The 19,975-nt window shown below is 72.5% G+C and carries 21 protein-coding genes; 12 read left to right on the top strand and 9 right to left on the bottom strand.

Annotated elements, in window-relative coordinates:
• The first annotated feature begins 134 nt into the window (after nucleotides 1-134).
• Entirely contained in the window at nucleotides 135-956 is an 822-nt protein-coding gene (gene mltG, locus E2E34_RS16355) for an endolytic transglycosylase MltG (protein ID WP_138902642.1), read from the top strand.
• Between the two features lie 45 nt (nucleotides 957-1,001).
• On the opposite strand, the gene E2E34_RS16350 is transcribed toward mltG, so the two are convergent.
• Complete coding sequence (locus tag E2E34_RS16350; protein ID WP_138902641.1) at nucleotides 1,002-2,144, bottom strand: FAD-dependent oxidoreductase; 1,143 nt, start codon at nucleotides 2,142-2,144, stop codon at nucleotides 1,002-1,004.
• A 75-nt stretch (nucleotides 2,145-2,219) separates the two neighbouring features.
• Between E2E34_RS16350 and E2E34_RS16345 the strand changes: the two genes are divergently transcribed.
• Nucleotides 2,220-2,510 (top strand): hypothetical protein, encoded by a 291-nt coding sequence (locus tag E2E34_RS16345; protein WP_138897107.1) that lies wholly within the window; start codon nucleotides 2,220-2,222, stop codon nucleotides 2,508-2,510.
• Nucleotides 2,511-2,593: 83 nt separating this feature from the next.
• Here the strand turns inward: E2E34_RS16345 and E2E34_RS16340 are convergent, their stop codons facing one another.
• Nucleotides 2,594-3,016, bottom strand: coding sequence for a secondary thiamine-phosphate synthase enzyme YjbQ (locus tag E2E34_RS16340; RefSeq protein WP_138902640.1), 423 nt, complete (start codon nucleotides 3,014-3,016; stop codon nucleotides 2,594-2,596).
• A gap of 281 nt (nucleotides 3,017-3,297) precedes the next feature.
• Between E2E34_RS16340 and E2E34_RS16335 the strand changes: the two genes are divergently transcribed.
• A complete protein-coding gene (locus E2E34_RS16335) occupies nucleotides 3,298-3,849 on the top strand; it encodes a DoxX family protein (RefSeq protein ID WP_138902639.1) in 552 nt (183 codons plus the stop codon).
• A 99-nt stretch (nucleotides 3,850-3,948) separates the two neighbouring features.
• Here E2E34_RS16335 and E2E34_RS16330 read toward each other — a convergent pair whose 3' ends face one another.
• From E2E34_RS16330 to E2E34_RS16320, 3 genes are read right to left on the bottom strand one after another with little or no spacing between them, the layout of a single operon-like run.
• On the bottom strand, nucleotides 3,949-4,995 hold the full coding sequence (locus tag E2E34_RS16330) for an ABC transporter ATP-binding protein (RefSeq protein ID WP_138902638.1): 1,047 nt from the start codon (nucleotides 4,993-4,995) through the stop codon (nucleotides 3,949-3,951).
• Complete coding sequence (locus E2E34_RS16325; RefSeq protein WP_138902637.1) at nucleotides 4,992-6,590, bottom strand: ABC transporter permease; 1,599 nt, start codon at nucleotides 6,588-6,590, stop codon at nucleotides 4,992-4,994. Before E2E34_RS16325 ends, E2E34_RS16330 begins: the two co-directional genes overlap by 4 nt.
• Nucleotides 6,591-6,596: 6 nt before the next feature.
• Nucleotides 6,597-7,616 carry an iron ABC transporter substrate-binding protein gene (locus tag E2E34_RS16320; RefSeq protein ID WP_138902636.1) on the bottom strand — a complete coding sequence of 340 codons (1,020 nt, stop codon included), beginning with the start codon at nucleotides 7,614-7,616 and terminating at the stop codon, nucleotides 6,597-6,599.
• A gap of 267 nt (nucleotides 7,617-7,883) precedes the next feature.
• Between E2E34_RS16320 and E2E34_RS16315 the strand changes: the two genes are divergently transcribed.
• Nucleotides 7,884-10,457 carry an AMP-binding protein gene (locus E2E34_RS16315; RefSeq protein WP_138902635.1) on the top strand — a complete coding sequence of 858 codons (2,574 nt, stop codon included), beginning with the start codon at nucleotides 7,884-7,886 and terminating at the stop codon, nucleotides 10,455-10,457.
• Between the two features lie 58 nt (nucleotides 10,458-10,515).
• Here E2E34_RS16315 and E2E34_RS16310 read toward each other — a convergent pair whose 3' ends face one another.
• Complete coding sequence (locus tag E2E34_RS16310) at nucleotides 10,516-10,758, bottom strand: WhiB family transcriptional regulator (protein WP_425573359.1); 243 nt, start codon at nucleotides 10,756-10,758, stop codon at nucleotides 10,516-10,518.
• Nucleotides 10,759-10,969: 211 nt separating this feature from the next.
• Between E2E34_RS16310 and E2E34_RS16305 the strand changes: the two genes are divergently transcribed.
• Nucleotides 10,970-12,154, top strand: coding sequence for a zinc-dependent alcohol dehydrogenase (locus tag E2E34_RS16305; RefSeq protein WP_138902633.1), 1,185 nt, complete (start codon nucleotides 10,970-10,972; stop codon nucleotides 12,152-12,154).
• A gap of 19 nt (nucleotides 12,155-12,173) precedes the next feature.
• Here E2E34_RS16305 and E2E34_RS16300 read toward each other — a convergent pair whose 3' ends face one another.
• The 3 genes from E2E34_RS16300 to E2E34_RS16290 form a co-directional block, all read right to left on the bottom strand.
• Nucleotides 12,174-13,784: an alpha-amylase family glycosyl hydrolase gene (locus E2E34_RS16300; protein ID WP_138902632.1), complete on the bottom strand. Its 1,611-nt coding sequence runs from the start codon at nucleotides 13,782-13,784 to the stop codon at nucleotides 12,174-12,176.
• Nucleotides 13,785-13,888: 104 nt separating this feature from the next.
• A complete protein-coding gene (locus E2E34_RS16295) occupies nucleotides 13,889-14,767 on the bottom strand; it encodes a D-alanyl-D-alanine carboxypeptidase family protein (RefSeq protein WP_138902644.1) in 879 nt (292 codons plus the stop codon).
• A gap of 263 nt (nucleotides 14,768-15,030) precedes the next feature.
• The gene (locus tag E2E34_RS16290) at nucleotides 15,031-15,513 is read right to left on the bottom strand and encodes an Lrp/AsnC family transcriptional regulator (protein ID WP_138902631.1); all 483 of its coding nucleotides are present in this window, start codon (nucleotides 15,511-15,513) and stop codon (nucleotides 15,031-15,033) included.
• Between the two features lie 142 nt (nucleotides 15,514-15,655).
• On the opposite strand from E2E34_RS16290, the gene E2E34_RS16285 reads away from it, so the two are divergent.
• The 7 genes from E2E34_RS16285 to E2E34_RS16255 all read left to right on the top strand — a co-directional run bounded on the left by E2E34_RS16285 (nucleotide 15,656) and on the right by E2E34_RS16255 (nucleotide 19,940).
• Nucleotides 15,656-15,991 carry a gas vesicle protein GvpO gene (locus E2E34_RS16285; RefSeq protein ID WP_138902630.1) on the top strand — a complete coding sequence of 112 codons (336 nt, stop codon included), beginning with the start codon at nucleotides 15,656-15,658 and terminating at the stop codon, nucleotides 15,989-15,991.
• A gap of 93 nt (nucleotides 15,992-16,084) precedes the next feature.
• Nucleotides 16,085-16,537 carry a gas vesicle structural protein GvpA gene (locus E2E34_RS16280; protein ID WP_208765263.1) on the top strand — a complete coding sequence of 151 codons (453 nt, stop codon included), beginning with the start codon at nucleotides 16,085-16,087 and terminating at the stop codon, nucleotides 16,535-16,537.
• Between the two features lie 3 nt (nucleotides 16,538-16,540).
• Nucleotides 16,541-17,254 (top strand): GvpL/GvpF family gas vesicle protein, encoded by a 714-nt coding sequence (locus E2E34_RS16275; RefSeq protein WP_138902629.1) that lies wholly within the window; start codon nucleotides 16,541-16,543, stop codon nucleotides 17,252-17,254.
• A gap of 67 nt (nucleotides 17,255-17,321) precedes the next feature.
• Complete coding sequence (locus tag E2E34_RS16270; RefSeq protein WP_138902628.1) at nucleotides 17,322-17,570, top strand: gas vesicle protein GvpG; 249 nt, start codon at nucleotides 17,322-17,324, stop codon at nucleotides 17,568-17,570.
• A complete protein-coding gene (locus tag E2E34_RS16265; protein ID WP_138902627.1) occupies nucleotides 17,567-18,298 on the top strand; it encodes a hypothetical protein in 732 nt (243 codons plus the stop codon). The genes E2E34_RS16270 and E2E34_RS16265 overlap by 4 nt, the downstream gene beginning before the upstream one ends.
• Nucleotides 18,295-19,449, top strand: a complete 1,155-nt coding sequence (locus tag E2E34_RS16260) for an SRPBCC family protein (protein WP_138902626.1) — start codon at nucleotides 18,295-18,297, stop codon at nucleotides 19,447-19,449. The genes E2E34_RS16265 and E2E34_RS16260 overlap by 4 nt, the downstream gene beginning before the upstream one ends.
• A 26-nt stretch (nucleotides 19,450-19,475) precedes the next feature.
• Nucleotides 19,476-19,940, top strand: a complete 465-nt coding sequence (locus E2E34_RS16255) for a gas vesicle protein (protein WP_138902625.1) — start codon at nucleotides 19,476-19,478, stop codon at nucleotides 19,938-19,940.
• Nucleotides 19,941-19,975: the final 35 nt, after the last annotated feature.

The following is a 19,975-nucleotide window of genomic DNA, read 5'->3' as shown; positions in this document are numbered from 1 at the left end:
GAGAAGCGGCGCGGGCGGGCCCTGGGTCGAGCCAGCCGGCCCTTCCCCTGTTCGCGTGTCCGCGTCGCCCTGGATGGACCATCGCCGCTCCGCGCGTCCCGGGAACGGCGGCCGGGGCGGGTTAGCGTGCCCGCATGGAGAACGAGCCCGCACCGAAGCGGCCCGCGCACGGTCCCCGCCTCACGCGCCGCGGCCGGCTGCTGCTGATCGTCACCATGGCCGCCACGGTGGCGACCGCCGCGGTCCTGGTGCCGCTGCTGCTGTTCCGGGAGGAGCGGCGCGAGCCGCGCAGCCTGCTGATCCCGGAGGGCTGGCGGTCCTCCCAGGTGTACGCCGCGGTCGACAAGGCGCTCGGCGTCGCCCCGCGGACCACCGAGAAGGCGGCGGGAGCGGCGCGACTGAAACTGCCGCCCCAGGCCCGGGGCAACCCGGAGGGCTTCCTGTTCCCGGCGACCTATCCCGTCGACGAGAAGACGACACCGGCGAGTCTGCTGTCGTACATGGTCGACACGGCCGGCAAGAACTTCGGCATCACCCGCGCGGCCTACCGCAGCGTCGTCATCGCCAGCATCGTGCAGGCCGAGGCCGACACACCCGAGGACATGGGGAAGGTCGCGCGCGTCATCGACAACCGGCTGGCGCGCGGCATGCCGCTCCAGATGGACTCGACGATCAACTACGCCCTCAAGCGCTCGACGCTCGACACCACGCACGCGGACACGCGGATCAACACCCCGTACAACACGTACGCGCGGGCCGGCCTCCCGCCGACGCCGATCGGCAACCCGGGCCGCCAGGCGATGAACGCGGCGCTCAGTCCGCCGCCCGGGAAGTGGCTGTACTTCGTCACCGTCGCGCCCGGGGACACCCGTTTCACCGACAGCTACGCCGAACAGCGCAAAAACGTCGCGGAGTTCAACGCGAACCGCCGAGGCGCCAGCAAGAACGGCGGCTGACACCGCCGGACGGCGCACGCCCGGCCACCCGTACGGCGCGCGCCCTCAGCCCCCGACCGGCACCGGCTCCGCCACGACCGGAATCGCCGCCGCCGCGCCCGCCGGTTCCGCACCCGCCGGCGTCCGCTCCAGCAGCCGCACGATCCCCCGTACGGCCGCGCGCCCCGCCCGGTTGGCCCCGATGGTGCTGGCCGATGGCCCGTACCCGACCAGATGCACCCGCTCGTCGCGCGCCGCGCGCGTGCCGTCCACCCGGATGCCGCCGCCCGGCTCACGCAGCCTGAGCGGCGCGAGGTGGTCGATCACGGCGCGGAACCCGGTGGCCCACAGGATGACGTCCGCGTCGACCGTGCGTCCGTCGGCCCAGGCCACGCCGTCCGGCGTCACCCTGTCGAACATCGGCAGCCGGTCCAGCACTCCCTCCGCGCGGGCCCGCGCGACGGCCTCCGTCACGGCCAGTCCGGTCACCGACACGACGCTCTGCGGCGGCAGCCCGCGCCGTACCCGCTCGTCGACGAGCGCGACCGCCGCCCGCCCCTGCTCCTCGCCGAACGGGCCGTCGCGGAACACCGGCGGGCGCCGCGTCACCCATGTCGTGGTGGCGGCGACAGCGGCGATCTCCATCAGGTGCTGTACGCCGGAGGTCCCGCCGCCCACGACGACCACCCGCCGGCCGGCGAACTCCTGCGGCCCCGGGTAGTCCGCGGTGTGCAGCTGCCGCCCGCGGAAGCTCTCCTGTCCCGGGTAGCGCGGCCAGAAGGGGCGGTCCCAGGTGCCCGTCGCGTTGATCAGCGCGCGCGCCGACCAGACGCCGTCCGACGTCTCGACGCGCAGCCGGCCGTTCTCCCCCTCCCGGACCGCCCGTACGTCGACCGGGCGCCGTACCCGCAGGTCGAAGGTCCGCTCGTACGACGCGAAGTACTCCCCGACGACCTCGGAGGACGGGCGGCTCCCGTCGGCGCCGGTCAGCTCCATGCCCGGCAGCGCGTGCATGCCGTGGACCTTGGCGTACGTCAGGGTCGGCCACCGGAACTGCCATGCGCCGCCCGGGCGGGGGGCGTGGTCGAGGACGACGAAGTCGCGCCCGGGCTCCAGGCCCGCGCGCCGCAGGTGGTAGGCGCTGGACAGCCCCGCCTGGCCCGCACCGATGACGACGACATCCACGTCCCGCACCGCAATGTTGTTCATGGTTCTACCAACAGGGGTGCAGGTGCGGATCTTCCCGCCCCACGTAATTCCCGGGGATGTGGGTACGGTGCCGGAATGACGCCCGTCGCATACGTGTACCGCGTGGACGCCCCCGCCGGGAGCGCCGGATGGCGCCCCCTCGGCTCCCGCTACCGAGGCACGATCACCACCGCCACCCAGCCCGAGGACGCCGAGTTCGTGGCGGCGGTGGTGGTGCGTGACCTTGCGACGCAGTGGGATCACGAGGGCTCCGGCGTCCATCACGTGCGGATCTGCGTGTGGCGCGACGCGGAGGGCCTGGGTCCTGAGGACGCCGAATGCACGGTGGAGGTCCAGCCGGACCTGGACACCCTGCCGGGCGCGTAGACCCGGCGGTGCCCGTTCGGCCCACCGCCCCACCCGTACGGACCAGCCGCCCCGCGCGGACGGCTCCGCCGCCCGGAGGTCGGTCACCCCAGGAAGGACAGGCGGATCTGACGCCGGGGGTTGTCCTTGTTGGTGTCCACCAGGACCACGGACTGCCACGTCCCCAGCTCCAGGGCTCCGCCGATCACCGGAAGCGTCGCGTGGGGCGGGACGATCGCGGGGAGCACGTGGTCCCGGCCGTGACCGGTGGAGCCGTGCCGGTGCTGCCAGCGGTTGTCCGCGGGGAGCAGCTGGTGAAGGGCTGCCAGGAGGTCGGCGTCACTTCCCGCCCCCGTCTCGATGATGGCGAGCCCGGCGGTGGCGTGGGGTGTGAAGACGTTCAGCAGGCCGTCGCGGCCCTGCGCCTCCTCCTGGAGGAACGTCGCGCACATGTCGGTCACATCGCACACGGTCTCCTCGGAGCCGGTCGTCACACTGATGATTCGCGTCCTGAAGGTGTCGGTCATACGCCCATCCTCGCGCCCCGGCCCGGCCCGGGGGCGCTGCGAAAGGCCGGCGTCGCCCCCGGGCCGGGAGGCCGGGGTGGCCGTCCTCCGCCAGGCGGTCTCCGTGGACCGGACCGGCCGGCTCCGCCAGGCGGTCCCCGCGTACCGGACCGGCCGGCTCCGCCCGAGCCGCCTCGTCGTGCGACGCGGCAGGCGCGTACCGGACCGGCCGGCTCCGCCCGAGCCGCCTCGTCGTGCGACGCGGCAGGCGTGAGCGCCCCGACTCGGGGCACGCGGACGGCATGCCTATTCTGAGGAAAGCCGCTCGCCCCCTGCTCGCCTCCGTCTTCGTCTCGGGCGGACTTCGTACCCTGCGCGACCCGCGGTCCGTGGCTCCCGCCGCCGACCCGGTGGCCCAGCCCGTGACGGAACGGGTACCGCAGCTCCCGGACGAGACGGCGCGACTCGTCCAGATCAACAGCGCCGTCCAGTTGGGGGCCGGCCTGCTGCTGTCGATCGGCCGGTTCCCGCGCACCTCCGCCCTCGCGCTGGCCGCCTCCCTCGTGCCGACGACCCTCGCCGGCCACGCCTGGTGGAAGAACGAGGACCCGGACGAACGGGCCCGTCAGCGCGCTCAGTTCGTCAAGAACGTCTCTCTCCTGGGCGGGTTGCTGATCGCGGCCGCCGACACCCACGGGAAGCCGTCGCTCGCCTACCGCTCGCGGACCGCGGCGTCGTCCGGCCGCCGGCGGGCCCGTCGCGCCGGGCGCGACGTGGGGACGGCCGTCTCCGGGGCGGCGCACAGTGTCCAGTCGGCGGCCGGCTCCGTACGGGACCGGCTTCCCGTCGGCTGACGGCGACTTGGCGGCCCCGCGCGGGCCGGGAGAAACCGGGCGGGCGGCGACGCGCGGGCCGGGACTGACGTGGCGGCGGCCGCTCGCCGCCCCGGCCGGCTAGGGGTGCAGGGTCGCTTCGCCCGTGACCTCGATGCCGGTCCGCTGGCCCGGGCGCACGGACACCGGGCCGGTGACGCGGACGCCGACCGGGGCCGCCAGGCCGTCGACCGTGACGGTGACCATGGCGTCGTGCCCGTAGTACGCCACATCCGTCACGGTGCCCTCGGCCGGCGCGCTCCCGGCGGGCCGCAGCCGCAGTTGCTCGGGACGCAGCAGGACGCTGCCGTCGCCCGGGCCCCCGGCGGGCGCGGCCAGTGGGAGGCGGCCCAGGGCGGTCGTGGCGGTGTCGGCGCCGGTGGCGCCGGCCGTGCCGGGCAGCAGCACCGCGTCGCCGACAAAGCGGGCCACCCAGGTGTCGGCGGGGCGGCGGTAGACCTCCTGGGGCGTGTCGCACTGGGCGACCCTCCCGTCCCGTACGACCGCGACCAGGTCCGCCATGGACAGCGCTTCCTGCTGGTCGTGGGTGACCAGGACCCCGGTGGCGCCGGTGGCGCGCAGGGCTGCCCGCACATCCGCCCGCACCCCCGTGCGCAGGGCGCTGTCCAGGGCGTTGAACGGCTCGTCGAGCAGGACCAGCGCGGGCCGGGGCGCCAGGGCGCGGGCCAGGGCGACGCGTTGCTGCTGGCCGCCCGACAGCTCGTGCGGCATGCGGTCGCCGTACCCGCCGAGGCCGACGAGGCCGAGCGTCTCCTCCGTACGGGCGCGACGCTCGGCGCGGGGGAGGCCGGTCAGGCCGAAGGCGACGTTGCGCGCGACGCTCAAGTGCGGGAACAGCGCGCCCTCCTGGGGCACGATCCCGACCCGGCGGCTCTCCGGAGGAACGTGCGTGCCGGGGGCGGACAGAACACGCCCGCCGACCGTGACGGTCCCCGCGTCCGCCCGCAGGAAGCCTGCGATCACACGCAGCAGGGTGGTCTTCCCGCAGCCGGAGGGGCCGAGCACGGCGGCCAGCGCGCCGCCGGGGACGTGCAGGCCGAGTCCGTCGAGGACCTTCGCGTCCGGGCCGTAGCCCTTGGACACTCCGGTGATCCGCAGATCGTTCATGTGCGGTGCCTCCCGAGGAGGTAGGAGGGGACGGCGGCGAGCAGGATCAGCGCCGCCGCGTACGGCGCGGCGGCGGCGAACGACCCGGTTCCGGTCTCCGTCCACAGCCGGGTGGCGAGGGTGTCCATGCCCGTGGGGCGCAGCAGCAGGGTCGCCGGGAGTTCCTTCATGCAGACGACGAAGGTCAGCGCCGCCCCGGCGGCCACCCCCGGCGCGGCCAGCGGCACGGTGACCTCGCGCAGCACGCGCAGCGGACCGCGGCCCAGCGAGCGGGCGACGTCCTCCAGCACCGGCGGGGACTGCAGTACGGCGGCCCGCGTGGCGGCCACCGCGACGGGCAGGAAGAGCACGGCGTACGCGCACACCAGCAACGGGTGGCCCTGGTACAGCGGTTCGGCGTAGCGGACCGCGAAGAAGACGAGCGACAGGGCGACGGTGATGCCGGGCAGCGCGTGGCCCGCGTACGCCGACTGCTCCAGCAGGTGCGCGGCCCGCCCCCGGTGCCGTGCGGCGATCACCCCCACGGGCAGGGCGAGCAGGCTGGTCAGCAGTGCGCCGGCCGCGGCGACGCCGAGGGTCGCGGCGGCGGTGTCGAGCAGCCGGGCCGGGTCCCAGGTCGCGGAGTTGCCGACGGCGAGCCAGTACCCGAGCGTGGCCAGCGGAGTGGCGACGGCGACGGCCGTGACCGCCGCGCACCAGGTCAGCGCCGGTACGCGCCACCGGCCGAGGGGGACGGGGACGGCCGGGCGCGCCGTCCCGGCGCCCGTCCTGGCGTGGCCCGCGCGGCCCCGGGTACGGGCCTCGGCGGCGACCAGCGCGACCGTCATGACGACCAGGACCACGCTGAGCGCGGCGGCGGGGGTGCGGTCGAAACTGGCCCGGTACGAGGTGTAGATGCCGCGCGTGAAGGTGTCGTACCGCATCAGGGACACCGCGCCGAAGTCGGACAGCACGTACAGCGCCACCAGCACCGCGCCCCCGGCCGCCGCGGGCCGCACCTGAGGCAGCGTCACGCGCCAGAAGGTCCGCAGCGGCCCGGTGCCCAGTGACCGCGCGACCTCCTCCTGCGCCGGGTCCGCGCCGCGCAGCGAGGCCGTGACGGGCAGGTAGACGTACGGGAAGCTGACCAGGGTCAGCGCCAGAGCCGACCCGGTGAAGCCCGCGAGGTCCGGGAAGGCGGAAAGCCAGGCGAACGCCGCCACGTAACTGGGCACCGCCAGCGGCAGCGTCACCAGTACGGACCAGGCCCGGGCGGCGGGCAGAGCGGTCCGCACGGTCAGCCAGGCCAACGAGACACCCAGCAGCAGGCTGGCCGCGACGACCACGGCGGCGAGCGTGAGGCTGCGGCCGAGGAGCTGCGCCGTGCGCTCGTTCGCGACGACCTGCCAGGCGAAGGCGGGGCCGCGCTCCAGGGAGCGGACCGCGAGGTAACCGAGCGGCAGCAGCGCGAACACCGCCGCGACGACGGCGGGAACGAGGAGGACGGCGGGCGGGCGGCGCTCGGCGCGCGGCCGCCCGGCCGGCGCCTGCGGGCCGGACGGGCGGGGCGGGAGGGCGCCCGGTCCCGCCGGGGCGACGGGATCCGGGGCAGTCATGACGGCCTAGACCATCCCGACGTCCTGGAGCATCTTCAGGGTCTCCTGAAGCGATTCCAGCCTGCCGAGGTCGATCTTGGGGGCGTCGAGCGAGTCCAGCGGCGGCAGGTCCTTGACCGTGCTGGTCACGCCGGCGGCCAGCGGGTACTCCTTGGTGTCGTCGGAGAAGTACTTCTGCGCCTTCTCCGACAGCAGGAAGTCGACGGCCTTCTGCGCCGCGGGGGCCTGGTCGCTGCCCTTCAGAATGCCGACACCGGCCGCGTTGACGAGCGAACCGGGGTCGCCGCCGGGCAGGAAGTGGATCTTCGCGCCGACCTTGTCCTCGCCCTTCTCGGCGACCTGCTCGTACCAGTAGTAGTGGTTGACCAGGCCGAGGGCGACCTCGCCCGCGCCGACCCCGTCGAGCACCTTGAGGTTGTTCTCGTACACCTTCGGCTCGTTGGCCTTCAGGCCCTTGAGCCAGTCACGGGTGGCGTCGTCGCCCTCCAGGACGCGCATGCCGGTGACGAACGCCTGGAAGGAGGCGTTGGTCGGCACGTACCCGACCTTGCCCTTCCACTCGGGCTTGGTCAGCTCATGCACGCTGTCCGGCGCCTTCGTGACCTGGTCCGGGTCGTACGCCAGGACGCGGACGCGTCCCGAGGTGCCGACCCAGTCGCCCGCGCCGCCGCGGAAGGAGGGCTCCACCCGGTCGAGGGAGGACTGGGGGAGCTTCTTCAGCAGACCCTTCTTGGACAGGGCTCCGAGGGCCCCGGCGTCCTGGGAGAAGAACAGCCCGGCCTTGGTCCTGTCGCCCTCCTCCTGGATCTGGGCGGCCATTTCGGCACTGTCGCCGTAGCGGACGGCGATCGTTGTGCCGATGGCCTTCTCCATGTCCTCCAGGAGCGGCTTGACCAGGTTCTCGTTGCGACCGGAGTAGATCACGAGACCGGCGTCGTCCTCGGGGTTGCCGCAGCCGGCGACCGTGGCGAGGAGGGCCGCTGCCGCGCCGAGCGCGCTCAGACGTCGGATCAGGGGGCGTCGCATGGGAAGCCTTTCTGCATGGCTCACTTGCGCCGCGTGTCGCGTCGTCAGGGAGCGAGCGGCGTAGCGGGGCCGCGGGGAAGACCTGGGGACGCCCAATGAATAAGGCCATGCTTACCTAAGCGTCAAGGGTGATGTACGTAACATTTCAGCCCTGCCCGGAGCGCGGCGGAGCCGACCTTACCCCGGCTTTATCCGTGCACGCACAGTGGATCACCTGTGACGTTCCTGTGACTGTTCAGGAAGGTGAGGCTTTCCTACGATGCGCTCGTGAAAGCCCCTTCCGGCCTGCTCCCAGGCACCAAGAACGTCCCGTTCGCCGCCGGCCTCGCGGCCCACGGCGACCGTACGGCCGTCGTCACCGCCGAAGGCCCGGTGTCCTACCGCGAGCTCGCCGTACGGGTCGACCTCACCGCCCGCCGCCTCGGCCGGGAGCGGCGCCTGGTCCTGCTCGCCGCCACCAACACCGTCGACGCGCTCGTGGTCCACCTCGCGGCCCTCGCGGCGGGACACCCCGTGCTGCTGGTGCCGGGCGACCACCCCGAGGCCGTGCGGTCGCTGACCCGCGCGTACGACCCCGACATCGTGGCGCACACCGACGGCGGCCGGTGGGTGCTCGACGAGCGGCGCCCCGTCTCCGCGCACACCCTCCACCCGGACCTCGCGCTGCTGCTGAGCACCTCCGGCTCCACCGGATCGCCCAAGCTCGTCCGGCTCTCGCACGAGAACCTCCAGGCCAACGCCGAGTCCATCGCCGCGTACCTCGACATCCGGGACACCGACCGCGCCGCGGCCACCCTGCCGATGCACTACTGCTACGGCCTCTCCGTCATCCACAGCCACCTGCTGCGCGGCGCCGCCGTGATCCTCACCGGCCTCTCGGTCACCGACGCCTGCTTCTGGGAGCTGTTCCGCACCGCCCGCGGGACGAGCCTGTCCGGCGTCCCGTACACCTTCGACCTGCTCGACCGGGTCGGCTTCGAGGCGATGGACCTGCCCCACCTGCGCTACGTCACCCAGGCGGGAGGACGGCTGGCGCCCGACCAGGTCGCGCGGTACGCCGCCCTGGGGCGGGCCGCCGGCTGGGACCTGTTCGTCATGTACGGCCAGACCGAGGCAACCGCCCGCATGGCCTACCTGCCGCCGGAACTCGCCGCCACCCGCCCCGAGGCGGCCGGAGTCGCCGTCCCCAACGGCTCCTTCCGGATCCAGCCGCTGCCGGAGTGGCCCGGCGAGGCCACCGGCGAGCTGGTGTACACGGGGCCCAACGTCATGCTCGGTTACGCCGAAGGCCCGGCGGACCTCGGGCTCGGCCGTACCGTCGACGAGCTGCACACCGGAGACATAGCGCGGCGCGCCCCCGACGGCCTGTACGAACTCATCGGGCGGCGCAGCCGGTTCGCGAAAATACTCGGCCTGCGGATCGACCCGCAGCAGGTGGAGGCGATGCTGGAGCGGCACGGCGTCACCGCCTGCTGCGCCGGTGACGACGACGAACTGGTCGTGGCCGTCACGGGCACCCCGGACGCCGTCGGCCGCACCGAGGTGCGGCGGCTGGTGACCGCCGAATGCGGGCTGCCGGCGCGCGCCGTACGCGTGTGCGTCCTGACCGAACTCCCCAGGCTCGCCACAGGAAAGCCCGACTACCGGGCGATACGCGAACTCACCCGGCCCGCGCCCGAGGCCCCCGCCGCCGACGCGGCGGCGTCCGTGCCCGCCGCCGGCCTGTGCGCGCTGTACGCGCGGATCCTCGACCGGGACGACGTCACCGAGGACAGCAGCTTCGTCAGCCTCGGCGGCGACTCCCTGTCGTACGTCGAGATGTCACTGCACCTCGAAGACGCGCTGGGGCGCCTGCCCGACCACTGGCACACCCTCCCCATCAGGGAACTCCGGCAACCGTCCGCCACGCCCGCCCCGCGTCGGCGCGGACCTCGCCGGCGCACGCTGGAGATGAGCGTCGCGCTGCGCGCCGTGGCCATCGTCCTCATCGTGGGCTCGCACATCGACCTCTTCTGGGTCAAGGGCGGCGCCCACGTCCTGCTCGGTGTCGCGGGCTACAACTTCGCCCGCTTCCACCTCACTTCGGCCGACCGCCGCGAGCGCCTGCGCGCCATCGGCCGCAGCGCGGCGAGGATCGCCGTGCCGAGCGCGGCGTGGCTCGCGCTCATGCTGCTCGTCACCGACGACTACGACCTCACCGGCGTCCTGCTGCTCACCAGCCTCCTCGGCCCCAACGACGGCTTCTGGTTCATCGAAGTCCTCCTCTACATGCTGCTCGCCGTCGCCGCGCTGCTCGCCGTGCCCCGGATGGACCGGGCCGAGCGCCGCTTCCCGTTCGCCCTGCCCGCCGGCCTGCTGGCCCTGGGACTCGTCGGCCGCTACACCCTCTTCGGCCTCGACGACCGCATGCACATCCCGCTGGTCGCCACCGTCTTCTGGTTCTTCGCCCTGGGCTGGACCGCCGCCCGGGCCACCACCGTGCGGCAGCGGCTGCTGGTGAACGCCGTGGTCCTGGCGGCCGTACCCGGGTTCTTCAGCGGGGAGCCGGCCCGCGAGGCGGTCGTCATGGCCGGCCTGACCCTGCTGATCTGGGTCCGGAAGCTGCCGAGCCTCGCCTCAGCCAACCGCGTCGCGGGCGTACTCGCGGGCAGTTCGCTGTACATCTACGTGACGCACTGGCAGGTCTTCCCCTTGCTGGAAGACCGTTCGAAACTCCTCGCCACGCTCGCCTCGCTCCTGGTGGGCATCGCGTACGCCGCCCTGGCCACCCGGGTCGCGGCGCGGTGGCGCTCCTCGCTCCGCACCCGCCGGGCGGCCCTCGACACCCGCCGGGCGGCGTGACGGCGCTCCGATCGGCCCACGGCGCCGGCCGCACCCCTGGACGTGCGGCTCCGGCCCCTCAGCCCGCCGTGCGGAGGGACCGGGCTCTGGCCCGGTGCAGCGGCGAGCGCTCCTCCTCGCCCAGACCGCCCCAGACCCCGGAGCGCTGCCCCGACCGCAGGGCGTACGCGAGACACTGCCGGGTGACGGGGCAGCGCCCGCACACCTCCTTGGCCGCGGCCTGCTCGTCCAGGGCGGGGCCCTTGGCCCCGACGGGGAAGAACAGTTCCGGGTCGGTGTCCGCGCAGGCCGCCCTGCTCAACCACCTCTCGTCCAACGGGAGCACATCCATGCGCCGCCGGGTGCCCGTGCCGCCCGGGGCCAAACGGGCCTCCCCGGCATCCCCCCGGTTCCCGTACATCGCGCAGCGGGCCCGTCCCCGTGTGATCGTGGTTTCTGGGACCACATCGGAATGGCGGCCCCCGCAGGGGGGACCCGGAGCGTCGTAGAGACCCGGCTGCGAGGAGACGACGATGCGCGCACTGACCTGGCACGGACGACGGGACGTACGGGTGGACACGGTGCCCGACCCGCGGATCATTGAGCCGACCGACGTGATCGTACGCATCACCTCGACCGGCATCTGCGGTTCCGACCTGCATCTGTACGAGGTGCTCGGGCCCTATCTCGACCCGGGCGACATCCTCGGCCACGAGCCCATGGGCATCGTCGAGGAGGTCGGCGCGGGTGTCTCCGCGCTCACGCCCGGCGACCGTGTGGTGATCCCCTTCAACGTCTCCTGCCAGCACTGCTTCATGTGCGACCAGGGCCTGCACTCGCAGTGCGAGACCACCCAGGTCCGGGAGCGCGGCACCGGCGCGTCGCTCTTCGGCTACACCAAGCTGTACGGCCAGGTCCCCGGCGGACAGGCCGAGTTCCTCCGCGTCCCCTTCGGCGACAGCCTGCCGATCAAGGTGCCGCAGGGGCCGCCCGACGAGCGTTTCGTCTACCTGTCCGACGTGCTCCCCACCGCCTGGCAGGCCGTCGAGTACGCCGCGATCCCGCCCGGCGGCACCGTGACCGTACTGGGCCTCGGCCCCATCGGCGACATGGCGGCCCGCATCGCCCTGCACCGGGGCGCGAGCCTGGTCATCGGCGTCGACCTCGTGCCGGAGCGGCTGAGCCGCGCGGCGGCCCGCGGCGTCAAGGCACTCGACCTGAGCAGCTACGGAAAGAACCTGCCCGACGCCGTTCGCGACCTGACCGACGGCCGGGGCACCGACTCCGTGATCGACGCCGTCGGCATGGAGGCCCACGGAGCGCCCGTCGCCAAGGCCGCCCAGTGGATGACCGGCCTGCTCCCCGACGCCGTCGCGCAACGGCTGATGGAGAACGCCGGGGTCGACCGCCTGCACGCCCTCTACACCGCGATCGACGTGGTGCGACGGGGCGGCACCATCTCCCTGTCCGGCGTCTACGGCGGCATGGCGGACCCGATGCCGATGCTGACCCTCTTCGACAAGCAGATCCAGCTGCGGATGGGCCAGGCCAACGTCAAGCGCTGGGTCGACGACATCCTGCCGCTCCTCGACGACACCGACCCGCTGGGCGTCGAGGGGTTCGCGACCCACACCGTGCCGCTGGAGGACGCCCCGAAGGCGTACGAGACGTTCCAGGCCAAGCAGGACGGCATGGTGAAGACGCTGCTCAAGCCCTGACGCCGTCCCACCGGATCTCTCAGGCGAGCGGGCCCAGGTCGAAGACGCCGTACCCGAATCCGTCGGCCGTGACGGCGTGTTCGTCGATGCGTACGCCCGAGACCTCCAGGGGCAGCGGCTGCCCGCCGCGCACGGCGGCGGGCGCGGCCACGGTGGCCGTGTCGCGCCGTGGATTCACAACGACCAGGTAGCGCCCGCCCCGGAGGTGGACGAAGGGGTGGCCGTCGTGCAGGACGGCCACCGTGCCCGCGCTGCCCAGCTCCGGGGTGGCCTGGCGCAGGGCGATCAGGCGGCGGACCAGGTGCAGCAGTGAGCCCTCGTCGCGCCGCTGGGCGGCCACGGTGGGCCGGTCCGGGGCGGGGTCGAGCGGCAGGTAGAAGCGGTCGGCGGGGGCGGTGGAGAACCCGGCCCCCGGGCCGGCGTCCCACTGCATGGGGGTGCGGGAGCCGGCGCGGTTGTAGCGCGGGCCCAGGACGCTGCCCTCCTTGTCGGGCAGGCCGGGAACGAAGCGCATGCCGATCTCGTCGCCGTAGTAGATGGCGGGCAGGGTCGGCCAGGTCAGCTGGAAGGCGAACGCGGCGGGCAGCTGTTCCGGGGTGCGGGGGCCGCAGTTGAGGCGGGCGAAGTCGTGGTTGGCGGTGGGCAGGGCGACGAAACCGCGCCCGGCGACGACGGCGGACGCCTCCTGCCACGCCGCGACGAACGGGCGGGGCGAGCCCCTGCCCGAGGGGTCGAAGAAGCAGTCGACGGGATCCCACTCGTCGGCGTCGGTCCCCTCCCGGTTGTTCCACAGGGAACGCAGGGGGCGGCCCACGGTGGGGCCGCCGAACTGCAGGAAGAAGTCGCCGTGGAAGCCCGCCGGTACGGACACCGCCGGGTCGCCCCACTCCGACAGCAGGACCGCCTCGGGATGGGCGGCGTCCAGCCAGTGGCGCGTCTCGGTCCAGATCCTGGACGTCTCCACCGTGCCCGGGTCGTCCTTGACGAGGGAGGCGGCCATGTCGACGCGGAAGCCGGCCAGGCCGAGCCCGAGCCAGTGGTCCATGACGGCGCGCAGGGCGGCACGGTTCGCGCGGGGGCCCTCGGCGTCGACGGGCCGGCGCCAGGGCTCGGCCGGATGCGCGCGGGCGTAGCCGAAGTTGAGTGCCGGCTGGGAGTCGAAGAAGTTCGGCAGGTACGCGCCCGGGCGGGATCCGGGCGACGCGACGAACCCCGCCGGGGCGGGCCGCGTGCCGTCGGTCCAGATGTACCGGTCGTCGTCGGGATCGTCGGCGGAGGCGGTGAACCAGGGGTGCTGGTCGGAGGTGTGGCCCGCGACGAGGTCGAGGAGGACGCGGATGCCGTGCCGGCGCGCCTCCTCGACGAGCGCGGCGAGGTCGTCCTCGGTGCCGTACCGGGGGGCGACCGCGAGGTAGTCGCTGACGTCGTAGCCGGCGTCCCGGAACGGCGAGGCGAAGCAAGGGTTGAGCCAGACCGTGTTGACGCCCAGCCAGGCGAGGTGGTCCAAGTGCCGCGTGATCCCGTTGAAGTCGCCGATGCCGTCCCCGTCGGAGTCGGCGAACGACTGCGGGTAGATCTGGTAGAAGACGGCGTCGGCCAGCCAGGCCGGGGCGGGTCGGAACGGTGTCATGGTCCGGGGCTTCCTTCCCTCGTGGGCAGTGCGCCGACACCGACCATGACACCGCGACGCCCCGGCCGGGAAGTGCCCGGCCGGGGCGTCGGTACGGCGTGGAACTAGTCCTGCTGTGCGCCCGAGGGGAGCGTACGCAGCTTCATCGTGGTGCTGGTGTTGAACGCCCAGTCGAGCATCTTCTTCGCGTCCGTGTAGCGGTTCGCGTCGTTGAGGACGACCCCCACGACCGTCCGGTCGCCCCGCTTGGCGGCGAACACCAGGCAGGGACCCGCGACGGAACCCGTGCCGGTCTTGATGCCGATGGCGCCGCTGTACGAACCGAGGAGCTGGTTCGTGTTGTACCAGGTGTAGACCCGGCCGTTGGTGGCCGTCTGCTTGGTGCTCTTCGCCTTGACGACCGCCCCGAACGTCGAGTTCCCGAGCGCGCGACGGGCCAGTTTGGCCGAGTCGCGGGGCGTGGTGAGGTTGTTGCCCGCCGCCGAGATGCCGTCGAAGGAGTCGTACTTGGTGTTCGTCATCCCCAGCGAGGCGGCCTTCTTGTTCATCTTGGAGATGAACGACTTCTTGCGGGCCGTCTCGGTGGTGCCCGTGCCGAAGGTGTCGGCGAGGGCGTACGCGGCGTCGCAGCCCGACGGCAGCATCAGCCCGTACAGCAGCTGACGCACCGTGAGCTTGTCGCCCCGCTTGAGGTCGGCCGTGCTCGCACCGTTACGGGCGACGTAGTCGCGGTAACTCTGCTTGACGGTGACCAGCTTGTTGAGGTTGACCCCGCTCGTCTCCAGCACGACCACGGCCGTCATGACCTTCGTCGTGCTGGCCATCTGCCGCTTGGTGTCGGCGGACTTGCTCCACAGCGTCTTGTTGGGCTTGCTGTCGAGCAGGAACGCGCCCTTGGCGCTGACGGTGGGACCGGTGGCCGCCTGCGCGACCGACGTCGGTGTGATCACCGCGAATGCCGCCGTCGACGCCACCAGCGTCATCCCCCACCGGCGGACTGCTGTGCCCCCTGGTCTCACGTATGTTTCTCCATTCCTCAAGTGCGCAAATACTGTCGAACGGCATGTTCGCATCAGGCGCCCGGTGCGGGAACGGTGGGGTGCGCGTGAACGTGTGGTGACCGGTTGCCGCTCCGCCGGGTGCCTGCGGAAGGACGCGGCGCGCCCCCGCCCCGGTTCCGGACGGAGTCAGTTCCTCGCGGCCCGCGGGGTGAACTCGCCCCCGCGGCGCGGCAGAAGGCGGTGGGTCACCGCTGCGCCGCGGCCGACCGGCCGACCGACTCCACCAGCGGCAGCAGCCGGTGCGGGACCCGCTCGCGCAGGGCCACCTCGGTCCGTGTCCGTACGACGCCGGGAATCTGGATCAGCCGCTGGATGACGTCCTCCAGGTGCCCGGCGTCGCGCGCCGCCACCCGGGTCATCAGGTCGCCGCCGCCGGTGATGGAGAACGCCTCGATGATCTCCGGTACGGCCGCGAGCGCGTCGCCCACCGCGTCCAGATGTCCCTGCGTGACCTCCACGTGGACGAAGGCGAGCACGGGGTGGCCGAGGGCGGCGGGGGAGAGGGTGGGGCCCGTACCGGTGATCACGCCGTCGCGTTCCAGCCGGTCCAGGCGGGCCTGGAGCGTTCCGCGGGCGATGCCGAGGAGGCGGGCGTACTCGCGCACACTCGTGCGCGGCTGCTCGATGAGCAGCCGCAGGATGCGGGTGTCGAGTTCGTCCACTGCCATGTCCGTCGGTCTCCTTCCGGCCCTGCCGTCCGGCCGTAGACCCTACAGAGCGGCGGCGGCTCCCACCGAGCGGGCGATCCCATCTGTCCGATAGGATGCAATTTAACCTTCTATACACAAATTCAAGGTGTTTGGGTAGGACATGGCGCGTGATCGGGACGAACGGGACGAGGACGCGGAGCGCCCGCGTGAGCGCGCTCGCGAAGGGCGTCCGAAGCGGCTCTCGGCGCCCCGGGTCATGCGGTCGGCGACGGAGCAGCTGGAAGGTCTGCTGGGCAGGGCCCCCGAGTCCGTATCGGCGGTGCGGCCCATCGACGACGGGTGGGAGGCCGAGGTCGAAGTGCTGGAGGTCGAGCGCATCCCCGAGACGACGAGTGTGATGGCCAGCTACCGGGTCACGCTCGACGCCGAGGGCGAACTCATGTCGTACGAGCGGATCCGCCGGTACACGCGCGGCCAGACCGACCGACGATCCTGACGGCCCGGCCGCCGTGCCGACGGTGTCCGGGCCGCGCAGGTGAACACAGTGGGATGGGGCGCACCAGCGGTGTCGCCCGCGAAGGGAGGCGCCATGACCGTGGTGCCGCAAGGTGGCGGAGGCGGCGTGGCCCAAGGTGGCGGCGGCGGATCCGGATCGTTGTACGACGTCCTCGAACTGATCTTGGACCGCGGGCTCGTCATCGACGTGTTCGTCCGGGTCTCTCTGGTGGGCATCGAGATTCTGAAGATCGACGCCCGTGTCGTGGTGGCGAGCGTCGACACCTACCTGCGCTTCGCCGAAGCGTGCAACCGGCTCGATCTGGAGACGGGGCGCAAGGCTCCGAGCCAGTTGACGGACATCGTCGGCGAGGTCACCGAGGGCGGAGCCAAGGGCAAGAGCAAGGGTGCGCTCACGGGTGCGGTGGAGGCGTTCACGGACTCGCTCCACCAGGGCCGCGAGAGCGGCGAGGAAGAGCGCGAGCCGGCAGAGGGGCGGGAGAGGTCTCGGCCGTCGCGCCGCCCTTCCCGGCACCGGGAAGAGTGAGCCATGGCGGTCTATGTCTACGCGATCACAGCTGCGGCCCATCCGCTCCGCCTGGACGGCCTGACCGGCGTGGGAAACCCGCCGGAGCAGCTGCGCACGGTCGACGGCCGGTCGGTGGTCGCTGTGGTCAGCGACTCGCCCGAGGGGCTGAAGGCCAAGCGGCGCGACGTACTGGCGCACCAGACGGTGCTGGAGCGGCTGATGGCCGACGGCAGCGTGCTGCCGCTGCGCTTCGGGGCGATCGCGCCCGACGACGACGCGGTGCTCGAGGTGCTGGACGAGCGGGCCGATGCGTACCGGGAACGGCTGTCGGCGCTGGACAGCTGCGTGGAGTTCCACGTGAAGGCGTCGTGCGCCGAGGAGCCGCTGCTGCGCCGCATCCTGCTCGAATCGGAGGAGGCGCGCCGGCTGAACGAGGACATCCGCGCCGGCCGGGGCGGCCAGGATCTGCGGATGACGCTCGGCGAGCTGGTCGCCGCCGAGGTCCAGCGGCGTCACGAGTCCTTCGCGGCGCAGACCGTGGAGGCACTGAGTCCGGCGGCGCGCGACGTCAGTGCGTCGGAGCCGACGGGCGAGGACTTCGTCAGTGTCTCGTTCCTGGTGGAGCAGGCCCGGCAGAACGACTTCATGACGGCGCAGAAGGATCTTGCCGACCGGTTCGGCGAGGACTTCGCCTTCCGTCTCCACGGGCCGCTGCCGCCGTACAGCTTCGTCTAGACGACTCATTGCGAAGGCTCGTGCGACTCGGACGACTCACACGACTCTTCGGGCTCGGAGATGTGCCATGGGCTTGTTGAACCAGCTGCTGACCCTCCCCCTGGCCCCCGTGCGGGGCGTGGGGTGGGTGGTGCAGCAGGTCGCGCGGGCGGCAGAGGACGAGTTCTACGACCCCGGGCCCGTGATGCGGGAACTCGCCGAGCTGGAAGAGGCGCTGGAGTCCGGCCGGATCGATGAGGAAACGTTCGACCGGCGCGAGGACGAGTTGCTCGAGCGGCTTGAGGAAATCCGCCGCTTTAGGGAGAACCCACGATGAACAAGGCGATGACAGGTGCGGCGCTGCTCGGCGGCTATCTGCTGGGGCGGACCAAGAAGGGCAAGCTCGCCATGGCCGTCGCGGCCTGGGCGATGAAGAAGAACGTCGACACGAAGAAGATCACCTCCGCTGTGACCGGCTCACCGGCCATGGACGTCCTCAGCGAGCAGGTGCGCAAGGACCTGCTCAACGCGGGCAAGGACGTCTCCACCGCCGCCGTGGGCGCGTTGGCGGACAGGCTTGCCGACACGCTGCACGAACGCACGGCGAGCCTCCAGGAGGAGACCTCGGCGTCTCTGGGGTCCGCGAAGTCCGCGGAGGACGAATCCGGGGACGAGCCACGGGACGACGAGCGGGACGAATCCGAGGAGGAGCCGGAGGACGAAGGGCGGGACGAATCCGAGGAGGAGCCGGAGGACGAGGAGCGGGACGAATCCGAGGAGGAGCCGGAGGACGAAGGGCAGGACGAATCCGAGGAGGAGCCGGAGGAGGACGCGAAGGCGGACAAGAAGCCCGCTGCCAAGACAGGCACCAAGTCGCGCGCGAAGTCGGAAGAGAAGTCCGACGAGAAGTCGGAAGAGAAGTCCGACGAGAAGCCGGCGGCGAAGAAGACGAGCCGCGCTCCGGCCCGCAAGACCGCCGCGCGCAAGAAGAAGGCGTCGGACGGCCCCGCCGCCCAGCGCGGTGACCGCGGTGGCGCCGCCACGCAGAGGAGGTCGGAGGGATGACCGACACCAAGAAGACCGGGCTGGCCGGCGAAGCGGGCGATCGGCTCAAGGAAGAGCTTCAGAAGTACGTGCAGGCCCGGGCCGAGCGTACGGTGGCCGGCCTGGGGGAGCGTCTCGGCGAGGCCACCAAGCAGCTGGCCGAGCCCGGCAGCTCGATCGGCGGCACCCTCGGGACCCTGGCCAAGGGCGGCAAGCAGCTCAGTGAGGGCAAGTCCCCGGCCCGGGTCGCGGGCGGCATGGGGCTCAAGCACATGGCCGGAGGCCTGAAGGACAAGGTCAAGGGTCTGTTCGGAGGCGGCAAGGGGGAGACGCGGACGAAGAGCGTCGTCATCATCGAGGACATCACCGTGGGCGTGCCCGTACGGCAGGCCTATGACCAGTGGACCCAGTTCCAGCACTTCGGCCGCTTCGCCAAGGGCGCGGTCAACGTCGAGCGGTCCGACGACGTCAACTCCAACTGGCAGGTGAAGGTCGCCAAGGCCAACCGCAGCTGGAAGGCGAAGGTCACCGAACAGGTGCCGGACGAGCGCATCACCTGGACGTCCGAGGGTGCCAAGGGGACCACCAAGGGCGCGGTCACCTTCCACCCGCTCGGCGACCGGCTGACGAAGGTGCTCGTGGTGGTCGAGTACTTCCCCAAGGGACTGGTGGAGAAGACCGGCAACATCTGGCGGGCCCAGGGCCGCCGCCTGCGGCTGGACCTGAAGCTGTTCCGCAAGTTCGTCACCATGCAGGACGAGCCCGCCGACGGCTGGCGCGGGGAGATCCGCGACAGCGAGGTCGTGCGCACGCACGAGGAGGCCGAGGAGGCTGAGGAGGCCGAGAAGAACGAGGAGGACGAGGAGGACGAGGGGGACGAGGAGGACGAGGGGGACGAGGGGGACGAGGAGGACGACGACGGCCACCGCGACGAGGAGTCGGAGGGCGAGGACGAGGACGAGGGCAGGGACGAGGAAGGCCAGGACGGCCACTGGGACGAGGGCGAGGACGAGGGCGAGGACTGGGAGGACGAGGAGGAGTCCGAGGACGAGCCCGCGAAGGCCCGCGACGAGGACCGTGACGAAGGGCCGGACGACGAGGAGCCGTACGACGAGGAGGAGGAACCGTACGAAGAGGAAAGTCCGAGCCGCCGCACCGCCGGCCGGCGCTGATCCGCCCCGATCAAGGGTGAACGGCCGTGACCGAACCAGCCCCCAGTAACCTCGGCTCCTTCCCGACGCGGGCCTCCCCCTCGCCGTACGGCCAGGGCTCGTCGGCCAACCTGGCGGACATTCTGGAACGCGTGCTGGACAAGGGCATCGTGATCGCCGGCGACATCCAGATCAATCTGCTCGACATCGAGCTGCTCACCATCAAGCTGCGTCTCCTCGTGGTGTCGGTCGACAAGGCCAAGGAGATGGGGATCGACTGGTGGGAGCACGACCCGTCGCTGTCCTCGCGCGCCGAGGGCGGCAGCCGCGACCTGGTCGAGGAGAACCGCCGGCTGCGCGAGGAGATCGCCGCCCTGCGCGACACGGAGGAACTCCCGCCGGCGGAGCGGCGTCCGGCGCCGCGCACGACCGAGCGCCCGCGGCGCAGAACGGGCACCTCCAAGAGCCCGCGCACCGGCGAACGGCGGCCCCCGAGGACGACCGATGACTGAGCCCACGGCACCGAACGGGCCCTCCGGGCCCACCC

Source organism: Streptomyces albidochromogenes, assembly GCF_005981925.1.
In the GTDB taxonomy this organism is placed as follows: Bacteria; Actinomycetota; Actinomycetes; order Streptomycetales; family Streptomycetaceae; genus Streptomyces; species Streptomyces albidochromogenes.
This window is presented reverse-complemented; position numbering and strand designations above follow the sequence as displayed.